Here is a 24,579-nt window from a genome sequence, read left to right on the forward strand (position 1 = left end):
GAACGTTCTCCTCACTTCACCGAGGACGACGCGCCGAGCGACGAACCGAACGGGCCGATATGCTTCGCGGGCGCGAGCGCCGTTTCTTGCGGACCATTCGAGGGATCGTCGATACCGCCGCCGAGCGCGGAGGTGAGCGTTGCATAGGCTGCGAGCCGTTGCGCCCGCACGCGTGCTTCGCCGTCCTGCGCGCGCAGCAATTGCGCTTGCGCGATCAGCACGTTGACGTAATCGGTCAGGCCGCGCTTATAACCGGCGTTGGCGAGGTCGTAGTTCTTGCGTGCGGCGGCGACCGAGCGCCCCGACGCTTCCAGCTGCGTGTCGAGCGAACGCACGCGCACGACCTGATCGGCGATGTCCTTGAGCGCGGCGACGAGCGTCGCGTCGTAGTGATCGACGGCTACGTCGTATTGCGCCGACACCGCGCCGAGTTGCGAGCGCAGCCGTCCGCCTTCGAAGATAGGCAACGACAGCGCCGGGCCGAATGTATAACCCGTCGCCTTGCTCGTGAGGAAGCTGAGCAGCGCGCCGCCCGCGAAAGTCTGCGTGAGCGACGCCGCGAGATTGATGTTCGGATAGAACTCGGCCTTCGCGACATCGATACCGCGCGCTTGCGCCGCCACCATCCAGCGCGCCGCGACGATGTCGGGCCGATGACCCACGAGTTCGGCGGGCAGCGACGAGGGCAAGGGCAGCGGCGTCGCGAGCGCGAGCGTGGGACGCGTGAGCGCATCGCCCGCGCCGGGACCTTCGCCTGCAAGCGCGGCGAGCTGATGGCGCGCGAGCTCAATCTCTTCCTGATAGATATCGACCTGACGCTCGTACTCGGGCAACGGCGTTTCGGCCTGACTCACTTCGAGCTGTGTGCCGATGCCGCCTTTTAAACGCCGCTCTGCGAGATCCGCGATGCGCTGCTGCTGCGCGAGCGTCTGTTGAGCGATATCGAGCAGCGCGAACGCCTGCGAAAAGCCGATGTAGGCGCGCACCACGTTGGTTTCGAGTTCGAGCTGGGCGGCGCGGGCATCGGCCGCGCGCACGTGGGCGACATCGAGCGCGCGTTCGGCGGCGTTATCGTCGCGGCCCCAGAGATCGAGGTCATAGGAGAGCGAAAGGCCGGCGGTGTTGTCCCACGTAGTCGTGCCGCCGTAGTAGCCGGGGCCGTAGAAGTCGTTCTCCGGCCAGTGCTTGCGTTGCAGGCTCATCGCGCCATCGACGTGCGGCAAAAGCGCCGAGCGCGCCACGCCGGCTTCCTCGCGCGCCTCGCGAACGCGTGCGGCGGCCATCGCCAGTGTCGGGTTGCCGCCGGTTGCGCGTGTAATCCAGGCATCGAGCTGCGGATCGCGATACGCGCGCCACCATTCCTGGCCGGGCCACGCGGCGTCCGCATTGGCGGCGCGAATGGCGTTGCCGACATCGAGCGTTGCCGCGTCTTTCAGCGGATCTTGCGGCGCGACCTTGCCCGTACCTGCGCATCCGGCGATTGTTAAAAATGCCGTAAGAACCGCGGCATAAGCGGCGTAACTGAACGACCGACTCCGCACGATTCCCTCCCAAAATTGAATAGAATTTGAGAGTGAATTATATTTTTGCAGGGATTGTCGAATAACCAGTAACGATGTAAAGCATTCTTACTGAGATTGCGATAATCGCTGTTACTGGTCATGTAACAATTCGATCTACACAAACGCCGAAAAACGGGAAAGCGTCATGGATACGCTCCAAAACATGCGCGTGTTCGCGCGCGTCGTCGAGGCGGGTAGTTTCACTGCCGCCGCGCAGCATCTCAATACGACCACCGCCTACGCGTCGCGCGCCGTGTCCGACCTCGAAGCGCATCTGCGCACGCGGTTGCTCAATCGCACGACGCGCCGAATCGCGCTGACCGAGGCGGGCGAGCGCTATTTGCAACGCTGCGAGCAAATTCTCGCTTACGTCGATCAGGCCGAAGCCGAAGCCAGCGACGCCCACGCGCGTCCGGCCGGCAAACTCAAGGTGCATTCGATGACGAGCTTCGGCGTGCACTATGTCGTGCCGATGATCTCGCGCTATCAGCAGCGTCATCCGTCCGTGCAGGTCGAGCTGACTTTGGCGCAACGCGTGCCGGATCTACTGGACGAGGGTTACGACGTGTCGGTGGTGCTGGCTTCTGAGTTGCCGGATTCCGCATTGGTGTCGGCGCGGCTCGGCACGGTGTTCAGCATTGCATGTGCGTCACCGGCGTATATCGAGAAGCACGGCACGCCGCATGTGTTGTCCGATCTGGTGCGCCACACCTGTCTGCAATTGATGACGCCCGTGTTTCCGCCCGACCGCTGGGTCTTCGACGGTCCGAACGGGCAGGAAACGGTCAGTCTCGGCGCTTCGCCCTTCACGGTGAACGTGGCCGACGCCATGGTGACGGCGATCCGGGAAAACATGGGCATCGGCGTATTGCCGACGTCCTCCGCGCTGCCCGCCTTGCGCGCAGGCACTTTGGTGCGTGTGCTGCCGCAATACACGATGCAGGAACTGACGGTCTACGCCCTGTATCCGTCGCGCCAGTATCTGGACGCCAAGATCCGCACGTGGGTGGAGTTTCTGCGCGAGGCGCTGCCCGACACGCTCGCCGCCGATTCCGAGTCGCTCAAGGAGTTCGTAGTAGGCTGAATATGCTTGCCGTCAGTGCTGTCGGCTCCGGCGCGCTGACCGAAGTCCGGTTACGAAATAAGCTGCGGCGCAACACTTGCTTACTCCTGATTCACCCGCATTTGCTACTGTCTGTCCACGTTCACTGCATTTATCTTGGGGACTCGTCTGATGAGCACGCCACTTATGTTCGCTCTTGCCGCGCTTGTGTCGTTGATCGCCGTTCCGGCGTCGCGCGAGCTTTTCAATGCCATGCGTGCCCAGTCGGAAGAAGAGGCAAGAAAGCGCCTGATCCCGATTCGCGTCGAAAGCAACCGCGACCGGCGCACCCGCTGAATCTAAAAAAGCGCTTCCAGCGGCTCGATGAGCCGCGCTTCGTCCGTGGTGGCGCGGTTCACATCGGTTGAAACGCGGTGCCAGACGAAGTGCGAAGCCGGCATGCCGTCGGACTTCACGAGCCGCGCCAAATCCTCCGCTGATGCGTCCGGGTCCAGCCAGCGCCGCGCCGTGGCTGCGGAGAAAACCAGCGGGCGGCGGTCGTGGACGTCCACGAGGCCTTCGTCGGCTGCTGCCGTGACGATCACGAAGCCCGCGCCGGGCTGCGCGGCGTCCTCCTCGCGCGTGATGCTCGTGAGCGCGGCAAGGAACATGGGCTCGCCGTCGGCGCGTCGAATGTAATACGGTTGCTTGAGGGGCTTCGCGGCGGCGGGTTTGGTCGCCAATTCGCCCGGACGCGGCTCGATTCGCCATTCGAACCAGCCATCCGCCGGCACGAGAATGCGCGCTTTTTTCCACAGATTGCGAAAATAGGCACTGGTCGACGCCGTCTCGACGCGCGCATTGATGGTCTGCGGCAACTTCTTTTGTATCGCCCACGGCGGGCAATATCCCCAATGCACAGCGCGAATCGATTCGTCGGGATAGACGGCGAGCGGATGCGTGCCCGGCGACAAGTTGTAGCCGGGTCGCCGGTCGGCGGCATCGACGAGTACGAACGGGTTCTTCAGATGCAGACGTTGCGCGTAATGCATCGGCAGTCGGTACTGGCTGATTCGGCCGCACATGGCTTGGCTCCCGTTATTCGCGTTGCTCCGTCAGATTTCGACGACCTTGTCCCAGGCGAACTGTTCGTTTTCCCAGCGCCCGGAGCGACGGTCGAAGTAGCCGCGCGGATTGCAGACCACGCGCGTCCCATTCGCCGTGTAGTCGAACGACGTATGCGTGTGGCCGTGAATCCAAAGCGCGGCGGGCGTGCGGGCGAGCGTCGGCAGATGATTGACGAAGCCCGCCGACACGATATCCGTCGCATACCGCTCGGACAGACTTTCGCGCAACGGCGCGTGATGCGTGACGACGATCGTCTGGCCCGCGAACGGTCTGGCCAATTCGTTTTCGAGCCACGCGCGCGCTTGCTCGTGCAGCGCGAGGGAATCTTCCGGTGCGAACGCGCGGGGTTCGCCGTCTTGCTCCGGCCACGCGAGCTGGATCAGCCCTCGATAATCCAGCATGACCTTGATGCACGCTTCCTGCGCGCGGCCGATTTCTTCGTCGCTCGACCCGAACAGCGCGAAGTCGGTCCAGAGCGTCGTGCCGAGAACGCGCCACGCGCCGCGCCGGTCGACGAGCGCCGCGTTGTTCAGGTAATGCACGTTGTCCACGCTTTGCGCCGCGTCGAGCATGGCGACTTCCATCGCGCCGAATTCGGCGTCGTAGTACTCGTGATTGCCCGGCACATAGACGATAGGCACATCCGAACCGAAATTCTCCACCGCCCAACGCACGCCCTCGGCGTGATTGTGGATATCGCCCGCCAGCACGACGAGATCGGCTTCGGCATAAGGAATCGCGAGCGGCTCGTCGTTTTCCAGATGCAGGTCCGACAGCACGCGTATCTTCATGCGATGTTCTCCTTCCTTGTCCCGGCTTGCGCCCAGCGCACGACCTTGCCCGGATTCATGCGATTCTCGGGATCGAGCGCGGCCTTGATGCTTTGCATGAGGCGCACCTCGACGGCCGATTTATAGTGCATCGCTTCGTCCACCTTCAGTTGCCCGAGACCGTGCTCCGCGCTGATACTGCCGCGATGCGCATGCACCTGGTCGTAGACGAGTGCGTTGATCGGCGTCTGGAACGCTTCGAGAAATTGCTTCTGATCGACGCCTTCGGGCGCCTGCACGTTGTAATGCAGATTGCCGTCGCCCAGATGTCCGAAGGTCACCATGCGCGCGCCAGGCGTGGCTCGAGCGATGATCGCGTCGGTTTCCTCGATAAAGCGGCCGATGCTCGAGATCGGCACCGCAATGTCATGTTTGATGTTCAGCCCTTCCTCCGCCTGCGCGAGCGGGATATGCTCGCGCAAGTCCCAGAAAGCCTGCGACTGCGCCAGGCTTTCCGCGACCACGGCATCTTCGACGATACCTTCTTCCATAGCCTGTTCCATCAGCCTTTCGAAGAGCGCGCGGGCGTGTTCGTCGCTTTCGCTGTCGGAGAGTTCGAGCAGCACGGTTTGCGCGTGCGGTTCGCCGAACGGATAACGCAGTTGCGGAAAATGCCGGCCGACGAGGCGCATCGAGAAGTCGGACATGAGCTCAAAGCCGGTCAGGAGCGCACCTGCGTGACGTTGCGCCATTGCCAGGAAATCGAGTGCGGCGTGCGGCGAGGCAAGACCCGCGAGCGCCGTCACGCGCGCGACCGGCGCGGGATGCAGTTTCATCACCGCCGCCGTGATGATCCCGAGCGTGCCTTCCGCGCCGATGTACAGATCGCGCAGATCGTAGCCGGTGTTGTCCTTGCGCAATCCGCGCAGGCCGTCCCAGATATCGCCTTGCGGCGTCACGACTTCGAGGCCCAGGCACAACTCGCGCGTGTTGCCGTAACGCAGAACGCCCGTGCCGCCCGCGTTGGTCGAGAGGTTGCCGCCGATCGTGCAACTGCCTTCGGCCGCGAGACTCAGCGCGAAGAGACGTTGTGCGCTTTTGGCGCGCGCCTGGACTTCGGCGAGCACGACGCCTGCTTCGACGGTAATGGTGTTGTTATGCGGATCGATACCGCGAATGCGGTTCAGGCGGCGCAGGCTCAACACCGCTTGCGCGCCGCTCTCGTCGGGGGTTGCGCCGCCCGCGAGTCCCGTGTTGCCGCCTTGCGGCACGATGGCCACGCCGTGTTCATGCGCGAGTCCGACGACGGCGGCGACTTCCGCGGTATCGGCGGGAAGCAGCACGGCGCACGCATTGCCGCGATAGCGCTTGCGCCAGTCGACGAGAAACGGCTCGGTGTCGTGATCGTGCGTGAGAACGTGGGACGCGCCGAGCAGTTCGGTGCAGGCGGCGATGAACGGGGCGTGAGAGGCAGTCATGGATGAGGGCAGATTGGACCGTGTAGCGTAGTCGACAGTATCGCGCAGCGGGGCGCGGCTTGCGCCTCGGCCGAATGGCATAGGCCGCGCGCAGCGTTTCGATCCGTGCTAAAAAGCATCACGTCCGTATGGAAAAAAGCGAACGATTCAGCGTTTTCTTGCACGCGCCGCACGTTTGAAGGGGGCGACGAAGCCGAGCGCGCAGACGAAGAATGCGAACGCAAGCAAAGTTTCGAGCCAGGCGAGGCGCGCGGAGAGGCCGGTATCGGTCATGCCGCGCACGATGCCTTCGGCGAAGTAGAGCAAAACGAGCATCGAAGCCCATTGCAAGGTATAGACGTTGCGCTTGATGACACCGGGCAGCGCGCATGCAAGTGGCAGTGCTTTCAACGCGAGTGCCCATGCGCCGGGACGCAGCGGCGCGAGCCACAGCTCCCAGAGAAGCGAGAGCACGATGAGCGCGGCAAGACTCGTCAGCGCACCGATGGCAAGCGGCGCGTTCGTTCGCGGCTCGGTCAGCGAAGGTGCGGTCATGGCGGGCTTAAGCGGGTTCAAACGGATTTAAGCGGCCTTCGCGCCACGCACGAGGTCGAGCGCGGTGCGCGCGAGCCTTGCGCCGAGCGCGACGGCGAGCGCTTTCTCGTCGGCGGTGATGCCGTGCTGGCTGGCGTCGCCCGTGCGCGCATGATGCGATGCGCCGTAAGGCGTGCCGCCGCTTTGCGTGGTAGTCAGGCGCGACTCGGTGTAAGGAATGCCGACGATCAGCATGCCGTGATGCAGAAGCGGCAGCATCATCGAGAGCAGCGTGGTTTCCTGGCCGCCGTGCAGGCTGCCGGTGGAGGTGAAGACACTCGCCGGCTTGCCCGCGAGCGCGCCGGACAGCCACTGCGGCGTGGTGCCGTCGAGGAAATATTTGAGCGGCGCGGCCATGTTGCCGAAGCGCGTGGGCGAACCGAGCGCAAGACCCGCGCATTCCTCCAGATCGCGCAGCTCGGCGTAAGGCGGGCCGTCGGCGGGAATGTCGGGCTGCGTGGCTTCGCAGACGGTGGAAACCGGCGGCACCGTGCGCACCCGCGCGGCCATGCCAGGAACGCTGTCGACGCCCTGGGCGATGGCGAGCGCAAGCTCGCGGGTCGCGCCGTGGCGGCTGTAGTAGAGCACGAGGATGTCGTTCATAAGGCTTTTTTAGTGAACGGCTATTATAGGGATTAGCCTGTTTTTAGGGGCGCGCAGGGCAATAGCCTCACGCGGCCTCGCTTGGGAGAATGCGTTTGCGGCACGTTTTCATCGATCTCGCGGCAGTCAAGCGTCTCGCCGGTTTCGTCGCGCGGCGTCTTGGCGAGGATCGCGTCGCGCAGGTGGCGGGCAGTCTCACGTTCACGAGCGTGCTGTCCGTCGTTCCGCTCGCAACCGTCGCGTTCGCGCTCTTCACCGCGTTTCCCATTTTCGGTTCGTTCCAGTCGTCGTTGCAGGACTTCCTGGCGGCGCACCTGATGCCGACGCAGATCAACACGCAGATCTTCAATTATCTGAACCAGTTTGCCGCGAAAGCGAAGGGCCTGACCACGGTCGGCCTCATTATCCTGTTCGTCACCTCGGTGATGACCATGATGACCATCGAATCGGCGCTCAACGTCATCTGGCGCGTGAAGAAGGCGCGCCCGTTCGCGCAACGCGTCATGGTCTATTGGGCCATCATTACACTCGGGCCTATTCTCTTCGGCTGCAGTCTTTCCATCTCGTCCTACGTGTTCGCGCATTCGATCGCGTTCGCGGGGTCGCACAATCTCATGCCGCCTATCGTCGAATGGGCGCTCACGGGCGTTTCGTTGCCGCTCACGGTGTTTGCCTTCACCATCATTTACGTGTTCATGCCGAACTGCAAGGTCGAATGGCGCGATGCCGTCATTGGCGGGCTGATTGCAGCGGTGGCGTTCGAACTGGGCAAGCGCGGCTTCGGCTACTACGTGCGGCGTATTCCCACTTACACCGCCGTGTATGGCGCGTTCGCCGCGCTGCCGGTGTTTCTGCTGTGGGTTTATCTCTGCTGGATGATCGCGCTCGTCGGTGCAATGGTGACGTCCGCGTTGCCGGCCATTCGCATCGGGCAATATCATCGGCGCGAGTTTCCGGGCAGCGACTTGCTTTACGCGCTCGAAATACTCGCGCGACTCGTCGAATTGCGCGACGAAGGCAAGCCTGGCTACACGGCGATGGAACTCGCCAAGATGGCGCGTTGCGATCTGGATACCTCCACGCGCTTGATCACGCGGCTCGATGCGCTCGGCTGGATCGGCCGGCTCGAAGACTCGAAGATGCCGCGTTTCGTGTTGATCGCCAACCCGGCGCACATCACCATGACCATGCTGTTCGACCAGTTCGTGATCGACCGGGAGGAACTGGATTATCAATTGCGTCTCGATGCCACGCATCTCGATCGCACGGCGCTGATGGAAGCGCTCGAAAACGACAGGCTCGAAGCCACGCTCAATTCACTCGTCGCGGCGCGCGCGGCGGCGCTCACAAACCCGCGCCTGCTCGAAACACCGCGTTCTTCCATGCCGCAGCAACCGGCCTGAGTGCGCGGTTCAAAGCGAGATCCTGCCGATGCAGATGTCCTTGAACATTACCCAGTCGCCCATCAGGCTATAGACCGGATGGCGAAAGGTGGCAGGGCGGTTCTTTTCGAAAAAGAAGTGGCCGATCCACGCAAAGCCGTAGCCGCAGATCACGGCGGCCGGCAGCCAGAGCCAGTCGCCGGTGGCGATGGCCATGGCAATGCAGCCAATCACGCCGAGTGAGCCTAAAAAGTGCAGCCTACGCGATGTCAGATTGCGATGCTCGTCCAGATAGTACGGATAGAACTCGGCGAAGTTCGCGAAGTGTTCTCCGTGTGTCGTCTGCGCCATGATCGCCTGCGGGTCGATGCGGTGCCTTCCACCTGACGAATACGCCAGCAAGATTCATTCTGCGACGGCGCGCATGGTGGTGCAAGCGATGCAAGGCTTTGATACGCGTGAGGCGTTCAACTATTGCAAACCACGCGCTAACCGGATTTCCATGCACTTCGGCGCCAAGACAAACGACGTGCCCGATTACCCGGCTATCTGCGCAGAATCGTGACTCAGACCGGAAGCGCTTACCGCTTCCCCACACACTTCGGCGCCAAGACAAACGACGCGTCCGGTTCCTCGGCCAACAGCGCAGAATCGTCAATCGGTTCGAAAGCGCTTACCGTTCCCCCGCACACTTCAGCGCGAACGTAAACAACGTGTCCAGCACGGCATCCGGTTGCTCGGCCATTAGCGCATGACCGCCGTCCAATTCGACCGCGCTCACCGTTGCGCCCGCACGCTTCATCGCCTCGACGAGCGGGCGGGAGGCGCGGGGCGGCGTCATTACATCGCGCTTGCCGCTCAGTATGAGTACCGGACACTGCACCGTTGCAGCGCGTTCGAGCGCATCCGCGTAACCGTTGCACGCGCTGAAATCGGTGTGAAAAAGCTGCGCCTCGCCTTGAGCGCTGATGCGTTCCATCAGGCGCTGGTTGACGCCTCGCAACCAGAATCCGGGCGCCGGAGCCGACGGTTTCGCGGCGATGGTCGAATGCGACCATTGGTTGACCATATCGATCGCTTCCGGCTCGTGTTCGCGCGCGGCATCGAGAAGCATGTCGGAGACGGCCATCGGTGCGGCCGTGCTGACGAGCGCCAGTCCGAGCGCGCGGGCCTGATGGCGCGCGGCGGCATCGAGCGCTACTAGCGAACCCATGCTGTGCCCGACGAAAATGGCCTTGTCCGTTTGGGCTGCATCGAGAAGGTGAATCGTCCAGTCGGCGAGCGCGGCGATGGTGCTCAACGCGGGCCCGGCGCTACGGCCATGCGCGGGCAGATCGGGCGCGAGCACACCAAAACCGTGATGCGCGAAGTAACGCGTCTGCAAGCCCCAAACGCTGTGATCGTGCTGCGCGCCGTGCAGGAAGACGATCGTTGGCCTGGCGGCATCGAACGGTTTGCCGCCGGTGTAGGCATAGGCCGGGCGCCCGGCGATATCGAACATCATGCGCGGCTCCCAAGCGGCGCGGCGCGTGAGCCTTCGCTGCTTTTGCCGCTCTCTGCGCTTTCGGCCGCCTTTTGCGCTGCTTTGAGCCCGCGTTTGAGATCGTCGATGAGATCGTCCGCATCTTCCAGTCCGATAGACAAACGAATACGTCCCGGACCGATACCCGCCGCGGCGAGCGCCGCCGCGTCCATGCGAAAGTGCGTGGTCGAGGCGGGATGGATGACGAGCGAGCGCGCATCGCCGACATTGGCGAGATGCGAAAACAGCGTCAGCGACTCGATGAACTTGCGCGCCGCCGGCACGCCGCCACGCAGATCGAAGCTGAACACCGCGCCCGCACCGCGCGGCAGAAGCCTCTTGGCGAGCGCATGGTCGCGATGCGTCGGCAGTTCGGGATAAGCCACGCCTTCGACTGCCGGTGAACTCAGCAGGAATTCGATCACCTTGCGCGTATTCGCAACGTGCCTATCCATGCGCAACGGCAACGTTTCGATGCCTTGAAGCAACTGCCACGCAGCCTGCGGATGCAGACACGCGCCGAAGTCGCGCAGCCCTTCGCGCCGCGCGCGCAACAGGAACGGCGCAACCGTGCTTTCCTCGGCGAAGACCATGCCGTGAAAGCCGTCGTAAGGCTGGGTGAATTCGGGGAAGCGTCCGCTCGCCGCGAAGTCGAACGTGCCGCCATCCACCAGCACGCCGCCGATGGTCGTGCCATGACCGCCCAGAAACTTGGTCGCGGAGTGGTAGACCAGGTCGGCGCCGTGTTCGAACGGTCGCAGCAGGTAAGGCGTGGTGAAGGTCGAATCCACAAGCAGCGGCGCGCCATGTTCATGCGCGATCTCCGCGACGCCCGCGATATCGAGCACGTCGAGTCCCGGATTGCCGAGCGTTTCGCCGAAGAAGAGGCGCGTTTCCGGACGCGCCGCTTGACGCCACGCATCGAGATCGTGCGGCGCGACGAAGGTGGTCTCTATCCCGAAGCGCCGCAGCGTGTAGTGCAGCAGATTGTGCGAGCCACCATACAGCGCGCTCGATGCCACGACGTGCGAGCCCGCGCCCATCAGTGTGGCGATGGCCAGATGCAGCGCCGCCTGGCCGCTCGCCGTGCCGATTGCACCGGCGCCGCCTTCCAGCGCCGCCACGCGTTCCTCGAAAACCGCCACCGTCGGGTTCGAGATGCGGGAATAGACATGCCCCGAGCGCTCCATGTTGAAGAGCGCGGCGGCGTGATCGGTATCGCGGAAGGTGAACGACGTGGTCTGGTAGATCGGCGTGGCGCGCGCCCCGGTCACGGGGTCGGGCGCGGCGCCCGCGTGCAGCGCGAGCGTGTCGAAGCGGTTGGCGGGCATGGTTGGCGGCCTGTGCGGAGCAGGTCAGGAAAATAGCGGTCGATCATCGTAACATCCGCCTCGCGCGGGAAAACCTAGGGCGAACACGCGCGCATCGAATGGGGAATCGGCCCGCAAAGCCTTATCCGAATGGCCAGACAAGGCTGCTTTGCTTTCTTTTTGCGGGCCTTTCCGATAGCATCGAAACATGGTTTCAAGAACGTTCGGCAATTGAACAGGCATTTCGCGAGGAGACAGTCATGCGAGTCAGCGACATTCTGAAAGTAAAGGGCAACGCGCTATTCACGGTCACGCCCGACACGCCGCTCGCCGAAGCAATCGACGCCATGGCGGCGCATGACATCGGCTCGCTCGTCGTCATGGAATACGGCGATCTGGCCGGCATGCTTACCTTCCGCGAAATCATCGTCACCTTGCGCGACAACGGCGGCAGCGTCGGCACAACGAGCATCCGCAAGATCATGGACGACCATCCGCTCACCTGCACGCCCGAAACGGACGTCAACGAAGTGCGGCGCATGATGCTCGAGCATCACGTGCGTTACTTGCCGGTCATGGAGAATCGCGCGCTGATGGGCGTGATCTCGTTTTATGATGTCGCGCGCGCGGTCGTCGAGGAACAAGGCTTCGAGAATCGCATGCTGAAAGCGTATATACGCGACTGGCCTGAGCAACAGGAAGAAGCGCGCTGAGCACCTGCCCGATCCAACGCTTCGACGCTTCGCGTGACACCCCATGGAAGCGCGCCCCGGTGGCGCGCTTTTTTTCGTCCGGCTCGAACGCCTTTGCAGGCTTCGAGCTTCTTTTCCCGTGACATCCGCATTCGATCGCGCGGCGCCATTCAAGCCCGGTTCGCGATCAACTCCGGATCAATTTTTGTAGATAGCCATGAGTAGTGAAAATCCGTCGCGTGCCTCGTCGCGCGCATCCCGCGCCGCACGCCACGAAGAGAAAGGCCAGTTCGGTCTTTTGCGCGAACGCCGTTTCGCGCCGTTCTTCTGGACGCAGTTTCTAGGCGCGATGAACGACAACGTCTTCAAGGTCGGCTTCACGTCGCTCGTCACGTTTCAGGCGGCGCGCTTTTCCGGCGTCGATCCGGGCACGGCCGCGTTCCTCATTTCGGCCATCTTCATCGTGCCGTTCGTGCTGTTCTCCGCGACCTCCGGCCAGATCGCCGACAAATATGACAAGGCCACGCTCGCGCGCCTGGTCAAGAGCTTCGAGATTCTCGTCATGTTGGTTGGCGGCGCGGGCTTCGTGCTGCATAGCGCGCCGCTTTTATACGTCTGCACATTTCTGATGGGCGTGCACTCCACGGTGTTCGGGCCGGTGAAGTATGCGTATCTGCCGCAGCATCTGGAGGCTTCCGAACTCGTCGGCGGCAACGGGCTCGTGGAAATGGGCACATTCGTCGCGATTCTCATCGGCACGATCGTCGGCGGGGCGGCGGCGGGTGCGGTCGAACACGGGGCGATGGTGCTCGCGGCTGCGTGTCTCGCGTTCGCGATCCTTGGGCGCGTCGTATCGAGCTTCATTCCGAAGTCCAAGGCGTCGCAGCCGGATTTGCGCATCAACTGGAATCCGGTCTCGGAGACGTGGCGCAATCTCAAGCTCGCGAAAGCCGACCGTACCGTGTTCTTGAGCCTGCTCGGCATTTCATGGCTGTGGTTCGTCGGCGCGACTTTTCTCACGTCGTTCTTCAACTTCGCGAAGGACGTGCTCTCCGCGAACCCCGATGTCGTCACCATTCTCCTCGCGACGTTTTCGCTCGGCATCGGCACGGGTTCGCTCTTGTGCGAGAAGCTGTCGAAGCGGCGCGTCGAGATCGGACTGGTGCCGCTCGGGTCCATCGGCATCAGCGTGTTCGCCATCGATCTGTTCTTTGCCAGTCATCGGATTGCGCCGGCGGGGCATCTGCTCGGCGTTGCGGAGTTTCTGCTCGCGTTGCCGCACTGGCGCATTCTCGCGGACCTCTTTCTCCTTGCCATGTTCGGCGGCTTCTACAGCGTGCCGCTCTACGCGCTGATCCAGGCGCGCAGCCAGCCGACGCATCGGGCGCGCATCATCGCCGCGAACAATATCCTGAACTCGTTCTTCATGATCGTCTCGGCGTTGATGGCGCTCGGGCTCACGGCGCTCGGCGTAGGCATTCCCGGGCTCTTTCTCGCGACCGCGCTGCTCAACGTGGTTGTCGCCGTGTACATCTATTCGCTCGTGCCGGAGTTTTTGCTGCGCTTCATGGCCTGGGTGCTGGTGCATACGTTCTACCGCATTCGTCTCGTGGATGCCGAGCGCATTCCATCGCGCGGCGCGGCGGTGCTGGTGTGCAATCACGTCAGTTTCGTCGATGCCATCGTCATCATGGCCGAAAGTCCGCGCCCGATCCGCTTCGTGATGGATCACCGCATCTTTCGCTCGCCGGTAATCGGCTGGCTGTTCCGCCATGTGAAGGCGATTCCGATCGCGCCCGCGCACGAAGACGCGGAATTGCTCGAACGCGCGTACCAGAAATGCGCCGAAGCGCTCGAAGAGGGCGAGCTCGTGTGCATCTTTCCCGAAGGCAAACTCACGCGTACGGGCGAGATCAATCCGTTCAGGCACGGCATTTCGCAGATCCTGCGGCGGCATCCGGCGCCGGTCGTGCCGGTCGCGCTGCGAGGCTTGTGGGGCAGCGTGTTTTCGCGTCATGAAGATGCGCGCTGGCCGCGGCCTATCCAACGCGGCGTCATGACCCGCCTGACGCTGGCGGTAGGCGAACCGATCGCGCCGGAAGAGGCGACGCCGGAACGTTTGCAGCAGATCGTGACGGCGTTGCGCGGGGCGCGGCGCTAGATGCCACTGGCATAATGTCGGTTTCCCCGGCACTTTTCTAAGGTCGACGCTCATGTCCGGCAATACCCTTGGCACGCTTTTCACCGTCACCAACTTCGGCGAGTCGCACGGACCGGCGATCGGCTGCGTGATCGACGGCTGCCCGCCCGGCATGGCCCTGACCGAGGCCGATATCCAGGTCGAACTGGACCGCCGCCGTCCCGGCACGTCGCGCCACGTGACGCAGCGCCAGGAAGCGGATCAGGTCGAGATTCTCTCGGGCGTGTTCGAAGGCGTGACCACCGGCACGCCCATCGCGCTGCTTATCCGCAATACGGATCAGCGCAGCAAGGACTACGGCAATATCGTCGAAACCTTCCGCCCCGGTCACGCCGATTACACTTACTGGCAGAAATACGGCGTGCGCGACTATCGCGGCGGTGGCCGTTCGTCAGCGCGTCTGACGGCGCCGACAGTCGCGGCAGGCGCGGTCGCGAAGAAATGGTTGCGCGAAAAGTTCGGCGTGGAAACGCGCGGCTACATGAGCGCGCTCGGCGAGATTCCCATTCCGTTCGTCGGCTGGGAACATGTGCGCGAGAACCCGTTCTTCGCGCCGAATGCCGACGTGGTGCCGCAGCTCGAAGCGTACATGGACAACTTGCGGCGCGACGGCGACTCGGTCGGCGCGCGCATCGAAGTGGTCGCGAGCGGCGTGCCGGTCGGCTTGGGCGAGCCGCTTTACGATCGACTCGATGCGGACATCGCCAAGGCGATGATGGGCCTGAATGCAGCGAAGGGCGTCGAGATCGGCGCGGGCTTCGCGAGCGTGGCGCAACGCGGTTCGCAGCATGGCGACGAAATGACGCCCGAAGGTTTCGCGACCAACAATGCGGGCGGCATCCTCGGCGGCATTTCGAGCGGGCAGGACATCACCGTGTCGATTGCGATCAAGCCGACATCGAGCATTCGCACGGCGCGGCAGTCGATCGACAAATCGGGCGCGCCCGCGACTGTCGAGACCTTCGGCCGTCACGATCCGTGCGTGGGTATCCGCGCGACGCCTATCGCCGAGGCCCTGCTTGCGCTCGTGCTAATGGACCACGCGCTGAGGCATCGTGCGCAGAACGGCGATGTCGTCGTCGGCACACCGAAGATTGCGGCGCATACGCCGGCTAGTTGATTGCGCGTTGATTGCGCTTTTCTGAACGGCAGGCTTGACCGCGCCGGCGTTATCCTCGCCGAAATAAGCACGGCGCCGGTTCAAGACCGGCGCCGTACGACAGCCGCGCCTACGCGCAGCCCACCATCTCACCCGATTACATATTCGGGTAATTCGGCCCGCCGCCGCCTTCAGGCGTCACCCACACGATATTCTGCGTTGGGTCCTTGATATCGCATGTCTTGCAATGCACGCAGTTTTGCGCGTTGATCTGCAGACGTTCGCCGCCATCGTCCGTCTTCACGAACTCGTACACCGCTGCCGGGCAATAACGTCCTTCCGGACCTGCATAGGTCCGCAAATTCACGTTCACCGGCACGCTCGGGTCTTTCAGCGTCAGATGCGCCGGCTGATTCTCTTCGTGATTCGTGTTCGAAATGAACACCGACGAAAGTCTGTCGAACGTCAGCTTGCCATCCGGCTTCGGATAAACGATCGGCTTGCTCTGCGACGCGGGCTTCAGCATCTCGTGATCCCAATGCTGATGATGCAGCGTCCACGGCACGTTGCCGCCCATGACCTTCTGTTCCAGCCCGACCATGAACGTGCCGAGGTACAGGCCCTTGCTCATCCACTGCTTGAAATTGCGCGCGCGATGCAGTTCGGTCTTGAGCCAGGAAGTATCGAAGGCTTCTGGATAGGCGCTCAACTCGTCGCTCTGACGGCCCGCCTGCACCGCGTCGAAGGCGGCTTCGGCGGCCATCTTGCCGGACTTGATCGCCGCGTGGCTGCCCTTGATGCGCGATGCGTTCAAAAAGCCCGCGTCGTCGCCGGCCAGCGCGCCGCCCGGAAACACGAGCTTTGGCAACGACATCAGGCCGCCCGCGGTAATGGCGCGCGCGCCGTAGGAAATGCGCTTGCCGCCTTCGAGGAACGGGCGAATGGCCGGATGCGTCTTGTAGCGCTGAAACTCTTCGAACGGCGAAAGATACGGGTTTGAATAGCCGAGCCCGACCACGAAGCCCACCATCACCTGATTGTTGTCCATGTGATAAAGGAACGAGCCGCCGTACGTGTCGGGATCGAGCGGCCAGCCCGCCGTGTGGATAACGAGCCCCGGCTTGTGCTTGACGGGATCAATCTCCCACAATTCCTTGATGCCGATGCCATATACCTGCGGATCGGCATTCTGATTGAGCTTGAACTTGTCCATCAACTGACGGCCGAGATGCCCGCGCGCGCCTTCGCAGAAGAGCGTGTACTTCGCGTGCAATTCCATGCCGAGTTGGAAGTTCTCGGTCGGCTCGCCATCCTTGCCGATGCCCAGATTGCCGGTGACGACGCCTTTCACCGCGCCACTGTCGCTGTACAGCACTTCGGCGGCCGGAAAGCCCGGGAAGATCTCGACGCCCAGTTCCTCCGCCTGCGCGCCCAGCCAGCGCGTGACGTTGGCGAGACTCACGACATAGTTGCCGTGATTCTTGAAGTTGTCGGGAAGCAGCCAGTTCGGCACCTGCTTCGCGCTGTCCTGCGTGAGAAAGAGGAAGCGGTCTTCGGTCACTTCGACGTCGAGCGGTGCGTTTTTTTCCTTCCAGTCGGGGATGAGTTCGGACAGACCGCGCGGGTCCATGACCGCGCCCGACAAAATGTGCGCGCCGATCTCCGAACCTTTTTCCAGCACGCACACGCCGATTTCGACGCCTTTTTCTTGCGCAAGCTGCTTTAACCGGATAGCCGCCGACAAACCGGCTGGCCCGCCGCCGACGATGACGACGTCGTATTCCATCGATTCGCGGGGACCGTACTGCTCGATAAGGCTCGCCGGGGTCATCAATGCTCCTCTGTACCGTTAGAATGGCCTTTTAAGATCGCGTATTGTCAGCGAACGTCAGGCAGGCTGCAACCGACCTTGTCTGATCGAGTACGATCGTACTATTCTAGACGGCGCCGCGAAATCGGTGTCGATGCCACTAGCGGACTGGCGCATGCCGCGTGCCGCGTAAGGCCGAATCAACCGTAAAAGAAGGAAGCACAATGGGCCGTTCGATCAATCTGGAAGGCAAGGTCGCGCTGATTACCGGCGCGTCCAGTGGACTTGGAAAGCGTTTTGCGCAAGTACTGTCGCAAGCCGGCGCGAAAGTGGTGCTGGCGAGCCGTCGCACCGAGCGTCTCAAGGAATTGCGCGCGGAAATCGAGGCATCGGGTGGCGCGGCGCATGTCGTGTCGCTGGACGTGACCGACTATCAGAGCATCAAGTCGGCGGTCGCGCATGCGGAGACGGAAGCCGGTACCATCGACATCCTCGTGAATAATTCGGGTGTTTCGACCACGCAGAAGCTGACCGACGTCACGCCCTCCGACTACGAATACGTCTTCGGCACCAATGTGCGCGGCGCGTTTTTCGTGGCGCAAGAAGTGGCCAAACGCATGATCATGCGCGGCAGCGGCGCGGCCAAGCCGGCGTATCGCATCATCAACGTGGCTTCGGTGGCGGGACTGCGCGTGTTTCCGCAGATCGGCCTCTACGCCATGAGCAAGGCGTCGGTCGTGCAGATGACCAAGGCCATGGCGCTCGAATGGGGCCGCCACGGCATCAATGTGAACGCCATCTGCCCGGGTTATATCGACACCGAAATCAATCACCATCACTGGAAAACCGAGCAAGGCCAGAAGCTCGTGTCGATGCTGCCGCGCCGCCGCGTGGGTTCGCCCGGCGACCTCGACGGCCTTCTGCTCTTGCTCGCCGCCGACGAATCGCAGTTCATGAACGGCGCGGTCATCTCGGCGGACGACGGTTTTTCGCTCTGAGCGCGCGCGCTTTCTCGAACAGGCAAACATGAGCAACAACCCTTTTCACACCGTCTTCGAACTTTCCATGCCTATCCGTTGGGGTGACATGGACGCCTTCGGGCACGTCAACAACACCGTCTACTTCCGCTACATGGAGCAGGTGCGAATTTCGTGGTTCGAAGAGCTCGGCATCGTCGGATCGAACGCCGAGGGACAAGGGCCGGTGATCGTCAATGCGTCGATGGAATTCCTGCAGCAACTGCATTATCCGGGCAACGTGATCGGCCGCATGTCGGTCGGCAAGCCTGGACGCAGCAGCCTGGAAACGCACTTCGAGCTGTATCGCGACGACGCGCCCGGTGAGCTCTTTGCAAAGGGCGCGGCCAAGATCGTGTGGGTGGATTACAAGGCGGGCAAGTCCGTGCCGCTGCCGGACTTGCTTCGTCAGATCATCGAGACGGCTGCGCCCGCACTATGAGCGTGCGCGCTCAGTTGCCGAGCAGGCGCTGCAGCAACTCCGTCGCGTTGCCCGTATCGTATTTGCGCATGAGCCGCGCGCGGTAGATATCGACCGTGCGCGGGCTAATGTCGAGCACGCGGCCAATTTGTTTGCTCGTCTTGCCGGTCACGAGTTGCGCGGCGATCTCCCTTTCGCGCGGCGTCAGTTCTATGGCCACACGCCGCGTCGCGCTCAAATCCTCGAAAGTCCAGACGCCCGCCGCATGCGGTGCGTCGCGCTCCAGCGCGCGGCCGGTGACGTGGCACCAGAACATTTCCCCATCCGAGCGCTTCATGATGCGATCGTCGCTGTAGGTGCCTTGCGTGCTGATATGCGCGGCAATACGCTCGCCGATGCGCGCAAACTCGTCCGGACTCGGATAAAGCACCTGAAACGACTCGCCGATGAGCGCCGCGCGCTCGAAGCCGAACATGGCGCAGACCTGCTCGTTGCAGTCCTCGATGATGCGCTCGCGCGAAAGCACGAGGCCAACGGGCGCGAGATGAAACGCGGTTTGGTAGTCCAGTTCAGGCATGAGGAAAAGGTGCGCCCGTGCTTCGCTCCCGGACGGAACCAAAGGGCGCGGGCAAAGACTTATGTATTTTTGCGTATTGTGCCGGATGGATCGCTAAGCGTAATCTTTGCCCAAGTCTAAACGCCGCCTTGCATGCCACGGCGGCCAAGAAAAGCCGGTTTTCAGTCGGGTTCACAAATGGAAGGGACAATCAGATGAACAAGGTCTATCCCAGCGCGAAGGCGGCGCTCGATGGCATCGTCAAGGACGGGCAGACATTCGCCGTCGGCGGTTTCGGGCTGTGCGGCATTCCCGAAGCGCTGATCGCGGCGTTGCGCGACTCGGGCGTGAAGGACATCACCTGCATCAGCAACAACGCGGGTGTCGACGGCTTCGGGCTCGGCCTCCTGCTCGAAACACGTCAGGTCAAGAAAATGATTTCGTCTTACGTGGGCGAAAACAAGGAATTCGAGCGGCAGTATCTGGCCGGCGAACTCGAACTCGAATTCACGCCGCAAGGCACGCTCGCCGAAAAACTGCGCGCGGGCGGCGCGGGCATCCCGGCGTTCTTCACGAACACGGGCTTCGGCACCGTGATCGCGGACGGCAAGGAAACGCGTCAGTTCGGCGAAAACCATTACGTGCTCGAGCATTCGCTGACAGCGGACGTCGGTATCGTGAAGGCATGGAAAGCCGACAAATCGGGCAATCTCATCTATCGCCGCACGGCGCGCAACTTCAATCCGATGTGCGCCATGGCCGGCAAGATCACCGTGGCCGAAGTGGAAGAGATCGTCGAAGTGGGCGAGCTCGACCCCGATCACATCCATACGCCGGGCATCTTCGTGCAGCGGCTCGTCCTGAATGCGCACCCTGAAAAGCGCATTGAGCAACGTATCGTCCGCGCGAAAGGAGAATGACCATGGCTTGGACTCGTGACCAGATGGCCGCGCGCGCGGCGAAGGAATTGCAGGACGGCTTCTATGTGAACCTCGGCATCGGCTTGCCGACGCTCGTTGCCAACCATGTGCCGGACGGCATGGAAGTATGGCTGCAATCGGAGAACGGCCTGCTCGGCATCGGCCCGTCGCCGACCGAAGAAGAAGTGGACGCCGATCTCATCAACGCCGGCAAGCAGACGGTGACCACGCTGCCGGGCTCGTCGATCTTTTCGTCGGCGGATTCATTCGCGATGATCCGCGGCGGCCACATTAACCTGGCGATTCTCGGCGCCATGCAGATCAGCAAGACGGGCGACCTCGCCAACTGGATGATTCCCGGCAAGATGATCAAGGGCATGGGCGGCGCGATGGACCTCGTAGCGGGCGTGAAGAAAGTCGTCGTGCTGATGGAACACGTCGCGAAGGGCGACCAGCACAAGATTCTCGAAGAATGCTCGCTGCCGCTGACGGGCGTGGGCGTGGTGGATCGCATCATTACGGACCTCGGCGTGATCGACGTGACCGAGAATGGTCTCAAGCTCGTCGAACTGGCCGATGGCGTCAGTGCCGAGGAGATTCAGCAAAAGACCGGCGCGCCGTTGGATGTCAGCGGCGTGAAGTAATCGGCTTGAGTAAAGCGGCGTCTTTCGACGAGGAAAGGCGGGCGGGGCTGCGAGGCTTCGCCCGCTTTGTTTTTGATCACCGTGGTCAAGGGGTCGTCCGTTCGGCCGATGTTCAGTCGGTTTCGCGCGCGGCGCTTACAATCGATTCGACATCTTCCTGCGAGGAATACCCATGAGCACATCCATCGTCGTCGAAGCGCCACATCCGGCGGCCGCCGTGCCGCGCCAGCGTTTCGTGCAGTGTGCGAGCCCGGCCGGCCTGCATCGCATGGCCTACACCGAATGGGGCGATCCCGCCAATCCGCGCGTGCTGATGTGCGTGCATGGCCTGACGCGCTCGGGCCGCGATTTCGACAAGGTGGCGCAGGTGCTCGCAAACGAGTATCGCGTGGTGTGTCCGGATGTCGTCGGGCGTGGCCTGTCGGACTGGCTCGCCGACCCGCGCCATTACGGCGTGCCGCAGTACGTCGCGGACATGGTGACGCTCATCGCGCGTCTGAACGTGGAAACGGTGGACTGGTTCGGCACCTCGATGGGCGGACTCATCGGCATGGCGCTCGGCGGCTTGCCGAATACGCCGATTCGCAAGATGCTCATCAACGACGTGGGACCGCATATCGAGCCCATCGCGCTCACGCGTATCGGGGAATATCTCGGCAAGCCCACGCGCTTCGCCTCGCTCGATGAAGGCGTGCGGCACGCCGCCGCGCTTGCGGCTTCGTTCGGCAATCTCACGGACGAGGAGTGGGCAAGCATCAATACGCCGCTTCTGCACGAGAAGGACGGCGCGTGGCGCTTTCGCTACGACCCGGACATCGCGAAGCCGTTCAAGGCGTCGACGCCCGAACAGAACGCGGCGGGTGAAGCGTACTTGTGGCATGCGCTGGCCTCGTTCAAGACGCCGGTGCTCGTCGTGAGAGGAGAGCATTCGGACTTGCTGTCGCGCGAGACGGTCAAGCGAATGGTGTCGAAAGGGCAGGCGGTCACGAGCGTCGAAGTGGCGGATACCGGACACGCGCCGGCCTTCCTCGCGGCGGACCAGATCGCCACCGCGCGCGCCTTCTTTCTCGGAAATGACGCGGGCGCGGCATAATATCGGGCTGAGCGCCTGGCGCTTTATCCCAATTTGCATCTTTATCGAACAGGAACGCATATGGCAGTTACTCGTCATCACGTCGGCGCACGGCTTTCGGAAATCGCCATCCACAACGGCACCGTGTATCTCGCGGGCCAGATCGCCGAGGACACCGACCAGGACATCACCGGCCAGACGCGCGAAGTGCTCGGCCATATCGACCGTTTGCTCGAAGAAGCGAACAGCGACAAGTCGCATCTGTTGTCGGTGCAAATCTACGTCTCCGACATGGTGCACTTCGCCGCGATGAACGCCGTGTGGGACTCGTGGGTCGCCGCGGGCAACACGCCGCCGCGCGCTACCGTCGAAGCGAAGCTCGCGAACCCCGCATGCCTGGTGGAAGTCGTCGTCGTGGCGGCGCAGCGCTAAGCAGGTTCGCCGAAGAGCAGTCATTCGCGCATGACCGAGTCCGCCGTTATCGCCGACACCTTGCCGGAGCCATCCATCGACGATGCGCTCGCGTTCATCCGCGAGCACGCGAAGGATGCGCGCGTGTCGACGGGCGAACTGCTCACCGAGCACGCGGAAGGCACGGCGCGCATCATGCAGACGCTCAACGTCGACGCTCACGCGATCGCCGCTGCGGCGCTCTTCGTGTTGACGCCGCATCTGGACGACCCGGAGAAGGTCATCGAGGAGCGCTTCGGCGCGGAAGTGCAGCGGCTCGTCGGCGATGTGCGCAAGCTCTTGCGTCTCGGCTCCGTCAGTTCGCGCGCCACGCTCGCGGACTTGCCCGAGAACACGCGCGACGCACAGGCCGCGCGGCGCGCGCAAGTCGAATCATTGCGCAAGATGTTGCTTGCTTTCGCGCAGGATATTCGCGTGGTGCTGATTCGCCTCGCGTCGCGCCTGCAAACCTTGCGCTATCACGCGGCCAACAAGATCGATCCCTCGCCCGATGTGCCGCGCGAGACCATGGAAATCTACGCGCCGCTCGCGAACCGTCTCGGCATCTGGCAACTCAAGTGGGAGCTCGAAGACCTGTCGTTCCGCTTCGAGGACCCGGTCACGTACAAGCGCATCGCGAAGTTGCTCGACGAGAAGCGCGTGGAGCGCCAGTCCTATGTCACGGACGCCATCGCGCGGCTGCAAACTGAACTCGATACCGCGCAGATCAAGGCCGAAGTCAGCGGCCGGCCAAAGCACATCTACAGCATCTGGAAGAAGATGCGCGGCAAGCATCTCGACTTCTCCGAACTGAACGATGTGCGCGCGTTTCGCGTGATCGTCGGGGACATCAAGGACTGCTATACCGTGCTCGGCATCGTGCACAACTTGTGGCAGCCGGTGCCGCGCGAGTTCGACGACTACATCTCGCGGCCCAAGCCGAATGGCTACAAGTCGCTGCATACGGTCGTGATCGGCGACGACGGGCGCGCGTTCGAAGTGCAGATCCGTACCTACGAGATGCATCAGTTCGCCGAGTATGGCGTGGCGGCGCACTGGCGCTACAAGGAAGCGGGCACGCGCGGCTACGCGGGCCAGGTCACGGCAAGCGAGAAGTACGACGAGAAAATCGCCTTTCTGCGCCAGTTGCTTGCCTGGAAGGACGATGTCGAAGGCGAGCAGCCCGGTTGGCAGCAGTTGCGCGACGCCACGCTCGACGACGACCACATCTATGTGCTGACGCCCCAGGCGCGCGTAATCGCGTTGCCGCACGGCGCGACAGCGGTCGACTTCGCGTATCACCTGCATAGCGAGCTTGGGCATCGCTGTCGCGGCGCACGTGTCGATGGCGTCATGGTGCCGCTCAACACGCCGCTGCAAAACGGGCAGACGGTCGAGATCGTCGCGGTGAAGGAGGGCGGCCCGTCGCGCGACTGGCTCAATCCGCAGCTCGGCTATCTGCACAGCCCGCGCGCGCGGCAGAAGGTGCGCGCGTGGTTCAACACGATCGATGCGGCGGAGAACATCGCGGAAGGTCGCGCGATCGTCGAAAAGACGCTGCAGCGCGAAGGGAAGACCTCGGTCAATCTCGATCAGCTCGCGAGCAAGCTCGGCTTCAAGGCGCCCGAGGATCTCTACTCGGTCGTCGGCAAGGACGAATTCAGCCTGCGCAATATCGAACAGGCCTTGAGCGATACGCCGCCCCCCGAGCCCGAACTCGAAACGCCCGAGCAGTTCGAAAAGCGCAGCAGCGGACAGAGCGTGGCGCTCGGGGCGTCGACGGGCGTGCTGGTCGTCGGGGTCGATGCGCTGCTCACGCAGCTCGCGCGTTGCTGCCGCCCGGCGCCGCCGGACCCTATCGCGGGGTTCGTCACGCGCGGCAAGGGCATGTCCATTCATCGGTCCGATTGCGCGACGTTCCAGCGCATGGCGCAGCGTTCGCCCGAGCGCGTGCTGCATACGACGTGGTCGGCGCAGGTGATGAACGGGCGCGGGTCGTCGGTGTATCCGGTGGATTTGTCGGTCGAGTCGGCGGATCGGCAGGGACTATTGCGCGACATCACTGAAGTCTTCGCGCGCGAAAAGATCAACGTGATAGGCGTGAAGACGCAAAGCCGGCGCAACGTGGCCTACATGCAGTTCACCGTGGAAGTGTCCAACGCGATGCAGATTCAACGTGCGTGCACCTTGCTCGGGGAAGTCGTGGGCGTGATCCGCGCGGCGCGCCGAGCCTGAACGCAAGCTACGGCCGGGAGCGTCGCTGCGCGAAAAGTTGAACGGATCGACGAATAATTTTTCGATTCATCGCACAGATGCACTTGCCAAAAAT

At 62.9% G+C, this 24,579-nt stretch carries 24 protein-coding genes; 13 read left to right on the forward strand and 11 right to left on the reverse strand.

Going from position 1 to position 24,579, the window contains the following annotated elements:
- Window positions 1-11: 11 nt before the first annotated feature.
- Entirely contained in the window at window positions 12-1,541 is a 1,530-nt protein-coding gene (locus NCT04_RS06195; RefSeq protein ID WP_250464394.1) for an efflux transporter outer membrane subunit, read from the reverse strand.
- A 166-nt stretch (window positions 1,542-1,707) separates the two neighbouring features.
- Between NCT04_RS06195 and NCT04_RS06200 the strand changes: the two genes are divergently transcribed.
- Both NCT04_RS06200 and NCT04_RS06205 read left to right on the forward strand, forming a co-directional pair.
- Entirely contained in the window at window positions 1,708-2,646 is a 939-nt protein-coding gene (locus NCT04_RS06200; RefSeq protein WP_244827676.1) for a LysR family transcriptional regulator, read from the forward strand.
- Between the two features lie 150 nt (window positions 2,647-2,796).
- Entirely contained in the window at window positions 2,797-2,961 is a 165-nt protein-coding gene (locus tag NCT04_RS06205; RefSeq protein ID WP_244827677.1) for a hypothetical protein, read from the forward strand.
- Between the two features lie 2 nt (window positions 2,962-2,963).
- On the opposite strand, the gene NCT04_RS06210 is transcribed toward NCT04_RS06205, so the two are convergent.
- The 5 genes from NCT04_RS06210 to wrbA form a co-directional block, all read right to left on the reverse strand.
- A complete protein-coding gene (locus NCT04_RS06210) occupies window positions 2,964-3,689 on the reverse strand; it encodes an SOS response-associated peptidase (protein WP_250464396.1) in 726 nt (241 codons plus the stop codon).
- Window positions 3,690-3,719: 30 nt separating this feature from the next.
- A complete protein-coding gene (locus NCT04_RS06215; RefSeq protein ID WP_244827679.1) occupies window positions 3,720-4,523 on the reverse strand; it encodes a metallophosphoesterase in 804 nt (267 codons plus the stop codon).
- Complete coding sequence (locus tag NCT04_RS06220; RefSeq protein WP_250464398.1) at window positions 4,520-5,980, reverse strand: FAD-binding oxidoreductase; 1,461 nt, start codon at window positions 5,978-5,980, stop codon at window positions 4,520-4,522. The genes NCT04_RS06215 and NCT04_RS06220 overlap by 4 nt, the downstream gene beginning before the upstream one ends.
- 147 nt (window positions 5,981-6,127) lie before the next feature.
- Window positions 6,128-6,514, reverse strand: a complete 387-nt coding sequence (locus NCT04_RS06225; RefSeq protein WP_250464400.1) for a DUF2069 domain-containing protein — start codon at window positions 6,512-6,514, stop codon at window positions 6,128-6,130.
- Between the two features lie 27 nt (window positions 6,515-6,541).
- Entirely contained in the window at window positions 6,542-7,156 is a 615-nt protein-coding gene (gene wrbA, locus NCT04_RS06230) for an NAD(P)H:quinone oxidoreductase (RefSeq protein ID WP_244827682.1), read from the reverse strand.
- Window positions 7,157-7,251: 95 nt separating this feature from the next.
- On the opposite strand from wrbA, the gene NCT04_RS06235 reads away from it, so the two are divergent.
- Window positions 7,252-8,559, forward strand: coding sequence for a YihY family inner membrane protein (locus NCT04_RS06235; protein ID WP_370652103.1), 1,308 nt, complete (start codon window positions 7,252-7,254; stop codon window positions 8,557-8,559).
- 9 nt (window positions 8,560-8,568) lie between these two features.
- On the opposite strand, the gene NCT04_RS06240 is transcribed toward NCT04_RS06235, so the two are convergent.
- The 3 genes from NCT04_RS06240 to NCT04_RS06250 form a co-directional block, all read right to left on the reverse strand.
- Window positions 8,569-8,889 carry an Mpo1-like protein gene (locus NCT04_RS06240; RefSeq protein WP_244827684.1) on the reverse strand — a complete coding sequence of 107 codons (321 nt, stop codon included), beginning with the start codon at window positions 8,887-8,889 and terminating at the stop codon, window positions 8,569-8,571.
- 322 nt (window positions 8,890-9,211) lie between these two features.
- Window positions 9,212-10,042 (reverse strand): alpha/beta fold hydrolase, encoded by an 831-nt coding sequence (locus tag NCT04_RS06245; protein WP_250464402.1) that lies wholly within the window; start codon window positions 10,040-10,042, stop codon window positions 9,212-9,214.
- A complete protein-coding gene (locus NCT04_RS06250; RefSeq protein WP_250464404.1) occupies window positions 10,039-11,391 on the reverse strand; it encodes an O-acetylhomoserine aminocarboxypropyltransferase in 1,353 nt (450 codons plus the stop codon). Before NCT04_RS06250 ends, NCT04_RS06245 begins: the two co-directional genes overlap by 4 nt.
- A 239-nt stretch (window positions 11,392-11,630) precedes the next feature.
- Here NCT04_RS06250 and NCT04_RS06255 point away from each other — a divergent pair, with 239 nt between their 5' ends.
- From NCT04_RS06255 to aroC, 3 genes are all read left to right on the forward strand, one after another.
- Window positions 11,631-12,083, forward strand: coding sequence for a CBS domain-containing protein (locus NCT04_RS06255; RefSeq protein WP_244827687.1), 453 nt, complete (start codon window positions 11,631-11,633; stop codon window positions 12,081-12,083).
- A 196-nt stretch (window positions 12,084-12,279) separates the two neighbouring features.
- Window positions 12,280-14,223, forward strand: coding sequence for an MFS transporter (locus NCT04_RS06260; protein ID WP_250464406.1), 1,944 nt, complete (start codon window positions 12,280-12,282; stop codon window positions 14,221-14,223).
- Window positions 14,224-14,275: 52 nt separating this feature from the next.
- A complete protein-coding gene (aroC, locus tag NCT04_RS06265; protein WP_250464408.1) occupies window positions 14,276-15,382 on the forward strand; it encodes a chorismate synthase in 1,107 nt (368 codons plus the stop codon).
- A 136-nt stretch (window positions 15,383-15,518) separates the two neighbouring features.
- Here aroC and NCT04_RS06270 read toward each other — a convergent pair whose 3' ends face one another.
- Entirely contained in the window at window positions 15,519-17,192 is a 1,674-nt protein-coding gene (locus NCT04_RS06270) for an electron transfer flavoprotein-ubiquinone oxidoreductase (RefSeq protein WP_250464410.1), read from the reverse strand.
- A gap of 203 nt (window positions 17,193-17,395) precedes the next feature.
- Here NCT04_RS06270 and NCT04_RS06275 point away from each other — a divergent pair, with 203 nt between their 5' ends.
- The gene (locus tag NCT04_RS06275; protein WP_244827691.1) at window positions 17,396-18,169 is read left to right on the forward strand and encodes an SDR family oxidoreductase; all 774 of its coding nucleotides are present in this window, start codon (window positions 17,396-17,398) and stop codon (window positions 18,167-18,169) included.
- 28 nt (window positions 18,170-18,197) lie between these two features.
- Window positions 18,198-18,629 (forward strand): acyl-CoA thioesterase, encoded by a 432-nt coding sequence (locus NCT04_RS06280; protein ID WP_250464412.1) that lies wholly within the window; start codon window positions 18,198-18,200, stop codon window positions 18,627-18,629.
- A 10-nt stretch (window positions 18,630-18,639) separates the two neighbouring features.
- On the opposite strand, the gene NCT04_RS06285 is transcribed toward NCT04_RS06280, so the two are convergent.
- Window positions 18,640-19,185, reverse strand: coding sequence for a LuxR C-terminal-related transcriptional regulator (locus NCT04_RS06285; protein ID WP_250464414.1), 546 nt, complete (start codon window positions 19,183-19,185; stop codon window positions 18,640-18,642).
- Between the two features lie 194 nt (window positions 19,186-19,379).
- On the opposite strand from NCT04_RS06285, the gene NCT04_RS06290 reads away from it, so the two are divergent.
- The 5 genes from NCT04_RS06290 to NCT04_RS06310 all read left to right on the forward strand — a co-directional run bounded on the left by NCT04_RS06290 (window position 19,380) and on the right by NCT04_RS06310 (window position 24,485).
- On the forward strand, window positions 19,380-20,084 hold the full coding sequence (locus tag NCT04_RS06290; protein ID WP_244827694.1) for a CoA transferase subunit A: 705 nt from the start codon (window positions 19,380-19,382) through the stop codon (window positions 20,082-20,084).
- A gap of 2 nt (window positions 20,085-20,086) precedes the next feature.
- Window positions 20,087-20,728, forward strand: coding sequence for a CoA transferase subunit B (locus NCT04_RS06295; protein ID WP_244827695.1), 642 nt, complete (start codon window positions 20,087-20,089; stop codon window positions 20,726-20,728).
- Between the two features lie 172 nt (window positions 20,729-20,900).
- Window positions 20,901-21,821: an alpha/beta fold hydrolase gene (locus tag NCT04_RS06300; RefSeq protein ID WP_250464415.1), complete on the forward strand. Its 921-nt coding sequence runs from the start codon at window positions 20,901-20,903 to the stop codon at window positions 21,819-21,821.
- Between the two features lie 60 nt (window positions 21,822-21,881).
- Window positions 21,882-22,232, forward strand: a complete 351-nt coding sequence (locus tag NCT04_RS06305) for a RidA family protein (protein WP_244827697.1) — start codon at window positions 21,882-21,884, stop codon at window positions 22,230-22,232.
- A 30-nt stretch (window positions 22,233-22,262) separates the two neighbouring features.
- On the forward strand, window positions 22,263-24,485 hold the full coding sequence (locus tag NCT04_RS06310) for a RelA/SpoT family protein (protein WP_250464417.1): 2,223 nt from the start codon (window positions 22,263-22,265) through the stop codon (window positions 24,483-24,485).
- Window positions 24,486-24,579 lie beyond the last annotated feature (94 nt).

Source organism: Caballeronia sp. GAFFF2 (assembly GCF_023631485.1).
Classification (GTDB): Bacteria; Pseudomonadota; Gammaproteobacteria; order Burkholderiales; family Burkholderiaceae; genus Caballeronia.

What these genes read in the sequence shown, in the direction of transcription:
- NCT04_RS06200 (WP_244827676.1), top strand. Translation starts at nt 1,708, where the DNA reads ATGGATACGCTCCAAAACATGCGCGTGTTCGCGCGCGTCGTCGAGGCG.
- NCT04_RS06205 (WP_244827677.1), top strand. Translation starts at nt 2,797, where the DNA reads ATGAGCACGCCACTTATGTTCGCTCTTGCCGCGCTTGTGTCGTTGATC.
- NCT04_RS06210 (WP_250464396.1), bottom strand. Translation starts at nt 3,689, where the DNA reads ATGTGCGGCCGAATCAGCCAGTACCGACTGCCGATGCATTACGCGCAA.
- NCT04_RS06215 (WP_244827679.1), bottom strand. Translation starts at nt 4,523, where the DNA reads ATGAAGATACGCGTGCTGTCGGACCTGCATCTGGAAAACGACGAGCCG.
- NCT04_RS06220 (WP_250464398.1), bottom strand. Translation starts at nt 5,980, where the DNA reads ATGACTGCCTCTCACGCCCCGTTCATCGCCGCCTGCACCGAACTGCTC.
- NCT04_RS06225 (WP_250464400.1), bottom strand. Translation starts at nt 6,514, where the DNA reads ATGACCGCACCTTCGCTGACCGAGCCGCGAACGAACGCGCCGCTTGCC.
- wrbA (WP_244827682.1), bottom strand. Translation starts at nt 7,156, where the DNA reads ATGAACGACATCCTCGTGCTCTACTACAGCCGCCACGGCGCGACCCGC.
- NCT04_RS06240 (WP_244827684.1), bottom strand. Translation starts at nt 8,889, where the DNA reads ATGGCGCAGACGACACACGGAGAACACTTCGCGAACTTCGCCGAGTTC.
- NCT04_RS06245 (WP_250464402.1), bottom strand. Translation starts at nt 10,042, where the DNA reads ATGATGTTCGATATCGCCGGGCGCCCGGCCTATGCCTACACCGGCGGC.
- NCT04_RS06250 (WP_250464404.1), bottom strand. Translation starts at nt 11,391, where the DNA reads ATGCCCGCCAACCGCTTCGACACGCTCGCGCTGCACGCGGGCGCCGCG.
- NCT04_RS06255 (WP_244827687.1), top strand. Translation starts at nt 11,631, where the DNA reads ATGCGAGTCAGCGACATTCTGAAAGTAAAGGGCAACGCGCTATTCACG.
- NCT04_RS06260 (WP_250464406.1), top strand. Translation starts at nt 12,280, where the DNA reads ATGAGTAGTGAAAATCCGTCGCGTGCCTCGTCGCGCGCATCCCGCGCC.
- aroC (WP_250464408.1), top strand. Translation starts at nt 14,276, where the DNA reads ATGTCCGGCAATACCCTTGGCACGCTTTTCACCGTCACCAACTTCGGC.
- NCT04_RS06270 (WP_250464410.1), bottom strand. Translation starts at nt 17,192, where the DNA reads ATGACCCCGGCGAGCCTTATCGAGCAGTACGGTCCCCGCGAATCGATG.
- NCT04_RS06275 (WP_244827691.1), top strand. Translation starts at nt 17,396, where the DNA reads ATGGGCCGTTCGATCAATCTGGAAGGCAAGGTCGCGCTGATTACCGGC.
- NCT04_RS06280 (WP_250464412.1), top strand. Translation starts at nt 18,198, where the DNA reads ATGAGCAACAACCCTTTTCACACCGTCTTCGAACTTTCCATGCCTATC.
- NCT04_RS06285 (WP_250464414.1), bottom strand. Translation starts at nt 19,185, where the DNA reads ATGCCTGAACTGGACTACCAAACCGCGTTTCATCTCGCGCCCGTTGGC.
- NCT04_RS06290 (WP_244827694.1), top strand. Translation starts at nt 19,380, where the DNA reads ATGAACAAGGTCTATCCCAGCGCGAAGGCGGCGCTCGATGGCATCGTC.
- NCT04_RS06295 (WP_244827695.1), top strand. Translation starts at nt 20,087, where the DNA reads ATGGCTTGGACTCGTGACCAGATGGCCGCGCGCGCGGCGAAGGAATTG.
- NCT04_RS06300 (WP_250464415.1), top strand. Translation starts at nt 20,901, where the DNA reads ATGAGCACATCCATCGTCGTCGAAGCGCCACATCCGGCGGCCGCCGTG.
- NCT04_RS06305 (WP_244827697.1), top strand. Translation starts at nt 21,882, where the DNA reads ATGGCAGTTACTCGTCATCACGTCGGCGCACGGCTTTCGGAAATCGCC.
- NCT04_RS06310 (WP_250464417.1), top strand. Translation starts at nt 22,263, where the DNA reads ATGACCGAGTCCGCCGTTATCGCCGACACCTTGCCGGAGCCATCCATC.